Annotated in this window: 5 protein-coding genes; 4 read left to right on the forward strand and 1 reads right to left on the reverse strand. The window is 71.2% G+C overall.

Features of this window, described 5'->3' with window-relative positions; all coding sequences use genetic code 11:
* Positions 1-19: 19 nt before the first annotated feature.
* The 4 genes from ACFQ7F_RS02610 to ACFQ7F_RS02625 all read left to right on the forward strand — a co-directional run bounded on the left by ACFQ7F_RS02610 (position 20) and on the right by ACFQ7F_RS02625 (position 5757).
* Positions 20-1585: a GMC family oxidoreductase gene (locus tag ACFQ7F_RS02610; protein WP_383264951.1), complete on the forward strand. Its 1566-nt coding sequence runs from the start codon at positions 20-22 to the stop codon at positions 1583-1585.
* Positions 1586-1631: 46 nt separating this feature from the next.
* Entirely contained in the window at positions 1632-3092 is a 1461-nt protein-coding gene (locus ACFQ7F_RS02615; RefSeq protein WP_383264954.1) for an aldehyde dehydrogenase family protein, read from the forward strand.
* Complete coding sequence (locus ACFQ7F_RS02620; protein WP_383264956.1) at positions 3089-4213, forward strand: M20 family metallopeptidase; 1125 nt, start codon at positions 3089-3091, stop codon at positions 4211-4213. Before ACFQ7F_RS02615 ends, ACFQ7F_RS02620 begins: the two co-directional genes overlap by 4 nt.
* Before the next feature lie 263 nt (positions 4214-4476).
* Entirely contained in the window at positions 4477-5757 is a 1281-nt protein-coding gene (locus ACFQ7F_RS02625; protein ID WP_383264958.1) for a YeeE/YedE family protein, read from the forward strand.
* 73 nt (positions 5758-5830) lie between these two features.
* Here ACFQ7F_RS02625 and ACFQ7F_RS02630 read toward each other — a convergent pair whose 3' ends face one another.
* Entirely contained in the window at positions 5831-7030 is a 1200-nt protein-coding gene (locus ACFQ7F_RS02630) for an FG-GAP and VCBS repeat-containing protein (protein WP_383264961.1), read from the reverse strand.
* Positions 7031-7261: the final 231 nt, after the last annotated feature.

Genomic DNA, 7261 nt, shown 5'->3' on the forward strand with positions numbered 1-7261 from the left:
CCCGCCTCAAGGAGTAGAGATGGCAGAACACGTTCGCGACCTGATCGTCGTCGGCGCGGGCTCCGCGGGTGCGGCGATCGCCGCCCGCGCCGCCGCTCGCGGCCGACGGGTCCTCCTCCTCGAGGCGGGCCCCGACTACCGCTCGGCACAGATGCCGGAAGCGTGGCGCTCGCCCAATCCTGTGGTGGCCCTCATGGACCCCGCGGCCTCGGAGCATCTCGTGTGGACCGGACTGAACTCCTCACGCACCGAGAAACAGCCGCAGGCCCCGTACTGGCGCGGCCGGGGCGTCGGCGGCAGTTCGTCCGTCAACGGTCAGATCGCCATCCGGCCGCCGATGGAGGACTTCGAGGAATGGGCCCGGCTCGGCTGTACCGGCTGGGCGCCCGACGACGTGCTGCCCTACTTCGCCAAGCTGGAGGACGACGACGAGTTCGGCGACAAGACCTACCACGGCCGCGGCGGACCGACCCCGATCCACCGGACCCCGAGGGACGCCTGGGGAAGCATCGACCGGGCCCTGGCCGACTCGGCCCTGGCTGCAGGGTTCGGCTGGGCGCCCGACGTCAACGCCCCCGGCGCCACCGGGGTCTCGCCCTACCCGATCAACTCCCGTGACGGCCGCCGCGTCAGCGTCAACGACGCCTACCTCGAACCGGCACGTGAGCTGGCCGGCCTCACCATCCGCGGCGACGCGCTGGTGGACAGCGTCATCTTCGAGAACGACCGCGCGATCGGTGTCCGTGTGGTGATCGACGGATCCGTCGTCACCGAATACGCGGACGAGGTGATCCTCAGCGCGGGAGTGATCCACTCCCCGGCGATCCTGCTGCGCTCGGGCATCGGTCCCGCCGGTCAGCTGCGGGCCCTGGGGATCGAGGTCCGCCAGGACCTGCCGGTCGGTCTCGGTATGCAGGACCACGCGATGACAGTGCTCTCGCTGCCGTTGCGGGCCGAAGCCGCCATCACGTCACCGCACGACCGGCACACCAACGTCTGCGTGCGCTGGTCCAGCGGGACGGGTACGCACTCCGACGACCTCATGTTCGTCTCGCTCAACCAGAACGTGCTTGCCATGGCTACGGCGAACACCCAGGCGCACGCCGGTGCCTTCGGTGTCTGGCTGAACCGGACCCACTCGCGCGGTGAACTCACCCTGGTCTCCACCGACCCATCGACGCACCCGTACGTCGCCCAGCGGATGCTTTCCGACGAGCGCGATCTCGCCCCGATGAGGGAAGGCGTGCGTGCCCTCGTCGAGTTGAGCGGCGGCGCCGGGACAGCCGCCGTCCTCGGCGGATCGGTCGAAGAGGCGAACCGTCCGCTGTTCGAGGCCCTGGCGAACGACAGCGATCTCGACGACCACTTGCTCTCCACGGTCATCGACGCCCAGCACGGCACAAGCACCTGCCGGATGGGCGCCCCCGGGGCCGCCGAGACGGTCGTCGACCCGGCGTGCAGGGTGCAGGGTGTCCGGGGTCTGCGGGTCGTGGACGCCTCGATCTTCCCCTCCGTGCCCCGGGCCAACACCAACCTCGCCGCCATCATGACCGGCGAACTCATGGCCGACCGGCTCGACGCCTGATCCCGCCTCGTATCGAGATGCCTGGTCCCACCCGTACCGAACAGAAATGGCCACAACCATGGAAACCCTCCAGAACTTCATCGGCGGCCGGTGGGAAGAGCCGGTCGGCGAGGATGCCGTCGCTGTGGTCAATCCCGCCACTGAGAAAGCCTTCGCGCACTTTCGCGCGAGCTGTGCCGACGACGTCGACCGCGCCGTGGCCGTGGCGGGCGCGGCACAGTCCGCGTGGGCCGCGCTCACCGTGGCGCGGCGCGTGGAACGGATTCACGCCTGGGCCGACACGATCGCCGCACACGCCGAGGAACTGGCCGAACTGGAATGCCGGGAGATGGGCAAACCCGTCGGCATCGGGCTCTCTTTCATAGCGGGGGCCGTGGCCGGTCTTAAGGCCGCCGCCGACCAGGCGCTCACCTACCCGTTCAGCGAAACGGTGACAGGGCCGGGGCCTGCGGGAGAGCGGACCGACATCGTCCGCCACCCGCTCGGTGTCACCGCCGTGATCACTCCGTGGAACTTTCCCGTCGTCATGGTCCTCGGCGCACTCGGCCCGCTGCTCGCCGCCGGGAACACCGTCGTGGTCAAGCCCTCCGAGCGGTCCCCGGTCTCCACGGTGCGGCTGTTCGAGCTTGCCGCCTCGGCCGGACTGCCCCCGGGCGTGCTGAACCTGGTCCTCGGCGACGGCCGTACCGGCGCGGCGCTGACGGAACACGAAGAGGTACGGCTCGTCCACTTCACCGGCTCGGTCGGGGCCGGCCGCGCCGTGGGGTCAGCGACCGGAGGCCGCCTGAGCCGCAGCGTGCTCGAACTCGGCGGAAAGGACCCCGCCGTGATCGACGACGGTGTCGATCCGGTGGCCACCGCGCAAGCCGTCGCGTTCGGCGCGTTCATCAACACCGGCCAGATCTGCACCTCCATGGAACGGATCTACGTCCATGAGCGGATCGCGGACGGCTTCGTCGAGGCGCTCGCCGCCGCGGCGGGCACCTTCACCATCGGCGACGGTCTCGACCCCGCCACGGTGCTCGGGCCACTCGTGGACGCGCGGCAACGCGACACCGTACGACGCCATGTCGAGGACGCCGTCCACAAGGGCGCCACCGTGCGTGCGGGCGGAGTCGTACCGGAACGTCCCGGCTACTTCTACCCGGCGACCGTGCTCACCGGAGTCGACGACACCATGCTCGTGATGACCGAGGAGACATTCGGTCCCGTAGCGCCCGTCACCGTCGTGTCGAGCTTCGAGGAGGGCCTCACCCGCGCCGCTGCCTCCCGCTACGGCCTCGCGGCCACCGTGTACACCGACGACCCCGATCACATCGCGGCAGCCGCACAACTGCCCGTGGGTGTCGTCTGGGTCAACCAGTGGCAGGGCGGCGGCCCCGAGCGGCTGTACGAACCCGCCCGTGACAGCGGCATGGGCGCCACGGGAGCTCGTGCCGCGTACGACGCGGCGACCCGGCCCGCCGCCGTGCACATCGCCGCCACCGCTCCGGCGGCCGGCCGATGACCGCCGCCAAGGAGGCCGCGGCACGGCACATCAGTGCCGCGGCGGACGACCTGATCGCCCTGTCCCACCGGATCCACGCCCACCCCGAGCTGGCCTTCGAGGAACATCTCGCCAGCCGATGGGTCGCCGACGCCCTGAGCGACGCGGGGTTCGATGTCCAGCACGGATACTGCGGGCTGCCGACCGCCGTGGAAGCGACGATCGGCACCGGGCCGACCCACATCGCGATCTGCGCGGAGTACGACGCCCTGCCCGACATCGGACACGCCTGCGGCCACAACATCATTGCCGCCGCGGCTGTCGGCGCCGGTATCGGGCTTGCCCCCTTGGCGGACGAACTCGGCCTGACGGTACGGGTACTTGGCACTCCCGCCGAGGAAGGGGGCGGCGGCAAGGTGCTGATGCTGGAACAGGGCGCCTTCGACGGCGTGCACGCGGCCATGATGGTTCACCCGGCCGCGGTCGAGATGGCGGCGATGCCCGGCCTGGCCGTCAGCCAGTTCGATGTGGTCTACGAAGGCAAAGCGGCACACGCCGGTGCCTATCCCGAGCTCGGCGTCAACGCGGCGGACGCCATGACCCTCGCCCAGGTGGCCATCGGGCTGCTGCGCCAGCAGACCAGCGCCTCCGATCGCATACACGGCATCGTCACCGAGGCCGGCTCCGCCGCCAACGTCATCCCCGACGTCAGCCGCGGCCGCTGGATCGTGCGCAGCAGCAGCATGGACACCCTGCAGCCGCTGTCCGAGCGGGTGCGCCGCTGCTTCGAGGCGGGCGCACTGGCCACCGGCTGCGAGTTGTCCACCGCGGAGGTCGGCCCCGACTACGCCGACCTGCGGCCGGACCAGGACCTGCTTGACCTGTGGGTCGCCAATGCGACGGCACTCGGCCGCAGCTTCCCCGAACTGCCGAACAGCGTCGTGGGGGCCGCCACCGACATGGGGAACGTCTCCCATCTCGTGCCCACCATCCACCCCATGCTCGGTCTTGACTGCCTTCCCGCGGTCAACCACCAGGCGGAATTCACCGCCGCATGCCGCACACAGGCAGCGGACCGGGCCGTGATCGACGGGGCGACCGGCATGGCCTGGACGGCCATCGACGTCGCGTCGCGCGGATAGGTGCCATCGCGGCTGACCGAACCGCTCCGGGACCAATGCGCGGCCGTCTCGTTCATGTGTTCTCTATGTGAGACGGCGTTCCGGGATCCTTTGAGGGATGCCTAAGGTGGTGCGCATGTTCGGACCCGCCCGTCAGCTCGCTCTCGCGCTCTTCGCGGCCACGCCGTGGAGCGTCGACGACGCGCTCTGTCGTCGCTGACGCCTCGCTCTGCGCTCACGCGACCCACGCCTGTCCGAACCCCCTCCCCTCCCCGGAGACCCCCTTGACCACCGCTCCCGATGCCGGCGCGCCGCCCCGGACCGCCCTGCTCACCCCTGCTCCCACCTCCGCCCCCACCCCGCCGACCGAGGCCTCGCCGCCGGTCCGACGGGTGCCGCTGGCGGTGGCCGGCACCATCGGTGTCGCACTCGCCGGCTACGTCTTCGCGGAGCACGGGGCCAAGCCAGGCGTCCTGCTGCTGCTCGGCATCGGACTCGGGTTCGCCCTGTTCCACTCCCGGTTCGGGTTCACCTCCGCCTGGCGGCAGCTGGTGGCCGTCGGCAACGGCACCGGACTGCGTGCCCACACCCTGCTGCTCGGCACCACCGCGACGCTCTTCGCCCTGATCATCGGCACCGGCAGCGGCCTGTTCGGTTCGGTGCCCGCACCCAGCGCCGGGCCGATCGGAGTGGCGCTGCTCATCGGCGCCTTCCTCTTCGCCATCGGCATGCAGCTCGGTGGCGCCTGCGCCTCCGGGACCCTCTTCGCCGTCGGTTCCGGCCAGGGCACCATCGTGCTCACCCTCTTCGGCTTCATCACCGGCTCCACCCTCGCCGCCTGGCAGTTCGGCCTCTGGAACAACCTGCCCGCGCTCGACCCGTATGTGCTGTCCGACCACGTCGGCTGGTTCGGCTCCTGGGCGGTGACGATCTTGGCGCTCGCCGCGATCTGGTTCATCGCCCGCGCCGTGCAGGCCCGGCGTACTCCCCCGCCGGTCGGTACCCCGCCATCAGCGCGCGGCGCCCTGCGCCGTACGGTGCGGGGCTCCTGGCCGCTGGCCGCCGGCGCTGTGGTCCTTGCGGTGCTCGGCGCCGGCGTACTGCTCGTCTCGGGCGGTGCCTGGGGTGTCACCAGCGCGTTCGCCCTGTGGGGCTCGAAGGTCGTGGGCGCACTCGGCGGCGTTCCGGAGACCTGGGCATTCTGGCAGCAGCCCGACAGCGCGGCCCAGCTTTCGGGGCCGGTGCTTGCCGACAAGAACAGCCTCACCGACATCGGCATCATGGTCGGCGCGGCCGTCGCCGCGGCCGCGGGCGGCGTGTGGCAGCTGCACCGCAACATCCCCGCCCGCACAGCGCTCGCCGCCGTCATCGGCGGCATTCTGATGGGCGTCGGCGCCCGCCTCGCCGGCGGCTGCAACATCGGCGCCTACCTCGCCGGCATCGCCTCCGGGTCACTCCACGGCTGGATCTGGGGCGCCGTAGCCATCCTCGGCACCTGGGCCGGTCTGCGCCTGCGCCCACTGTTCGGCCTGGGCAACCCGAAGCCGACGGACAGCGTCTGCTGACCTTTCGGCGCAGCGCCCCGGGAGTGCTGCTCGGCGCCGGGCGGGCGGGGTGGTTGCTGCGCCGCCAGGACCTCTAGGGGATCACCGTTCCGGGGCCGTTGTCGCCGCTCAGGTTCAAGCCGAACAACGCCTTCGCCGCCGGTGCCCCGACATCCGTCGGGTTCTGCGCGACCGACTCCGAGGCCGTGACGCCGGAGGCGGTGCCGCGCAGCAGCCACACCGCGCCGCCGTTCACGACGGCACTCAGGTTCTCGCCCGGCGCGCCCGCGACCAGGTCCGCCCTGCCGTCACCCGTCACGTCGAGCAGGCGTACCGACCCGCCGAACACGTCGCCGGACTCCGCGACACCCGGCACGCCTGCCGTGTCCTGGTGGAACGCCTGGGAGCCCTTACCGGTGAGACCGCCCTTGGCGCCCTTGAGCAGCACCACGGCGCCGGCTTTCGCCTTCGAGCCGATCGCTTCTCCGGGGACGCCGACGGCAAGGTCGGGGTATCCGTCGCCGTTCGCGTCGCCTGCGCCAAGACGTCCGCCGAACTGGTCGCCCTTCTCGTTCGCCCCGGGCACGCCCGCCGTGTTCTGCGTGATCGTCTGCGTACGCGTCTGGCTGGGTCCTGACGGCGAACCGTAGTAGACCTTGACGGTGCCGGGGTCCTCCTCGGTGCCCTCGGTGTCACCGTTCGGGAAGATCCGAGTGGCGAGGTCCGCGTAGCCGTCCTGATCGAAGTCGGCGACGGCGGTGCTGGATGAGGAGTTCAGGCGCTGCCGAACGGTGGAGAGGCCGGTCTTGGTGCCGAGCCACAGCTTGCCGCCCTCGGCGTGGTTCTCGTACACGTAAAAGGTCGCGAGATCCTCGATGCCGTCGCCGTTGAAGTCGCCTGTGGCAGTCGAGTTGATGAAGTTGTCGGTGCTGTAAACCTTCACCTGCTGCTCGCGGGCGGGGACGCCGTCGCGGCCGAAGGGGCCGTAGAGCACGTCGTGGTAGTCGTAGTCCTCGCCGTTGCGCATGAACAGGTCCGTGTGCCCGTCACCGTCGAAGTCGCCCGCGGTGATGTCGTCGCCGACCTGCGCGTTCGCCGGTGCGTCGACGCGGACGGCGTCCTGGCCGGAGATGCCGCTCTTCCGGCCCCACAGGACGATCACCGATCCGCTGACGTTGTTCTCCGGTCGGTGACCGCGGGCCACCACCGCCAGGTCGGTCAGACCGTCGCCGTCCAGGTCGCGGGAGATCATCGCGTAGCCGAAGACCTGGTTGTCGCCGGAGTCGCCGGGCACACCGGGGGTGTCCTGGGTGATGACCGTGGTGCGCGCGGGGTCCAGGCCGTGCGCCGAGCCGTAGCTGATCGTGATGTAGCCGGCCCAGGCATGGCCACCGACCTTCGCGCCGGGAGCGGCGACGGGGGGGGGCGGGGTGGCCGGGGCCGCGGAATACGCGCCCCCCCGGGGGGGGCCGGCCCGAGCGGGTTGGGGGGGCCCGCCCAGCCGCCCCCCCCCCGCCCCCCAAAC

Origin of the sequence: Streptomyces sp. NPDC056486 (genome assembly GCF_042795295.1) — a bacterium.
Lineage (GTDB): Bacteria > Actinomycetota > Actinomycetes > Streptomycetales > Streptomycetaceae > Streptomyces.

Bases quoted from the DNA above. Each gene is read 5' to 3' on its own strand.
- ACFQ7F_RS02615 (WP_383264954.1), top strand. From the start codon at position 1,632: ATGGCCACAACCATGGAAACCCTCCAGAACTTCATCGGCGGCCGGTGG.
- ACFQ7F_RS02610 (WP_383264951.1), top strand. From the start codon at position 20: ATGGCAGAACACGTTCGCGACCTGATCGTCGTCGGCGCGGGCTCCGCG.
- ACFQ7F_RS02620 (WP_383264956.1), top strand. From the start codon at position 3,089: ATGACCGCCGCCAAGGAGGCCGCGGCACGGCACATCAGTGCCGCGGCG.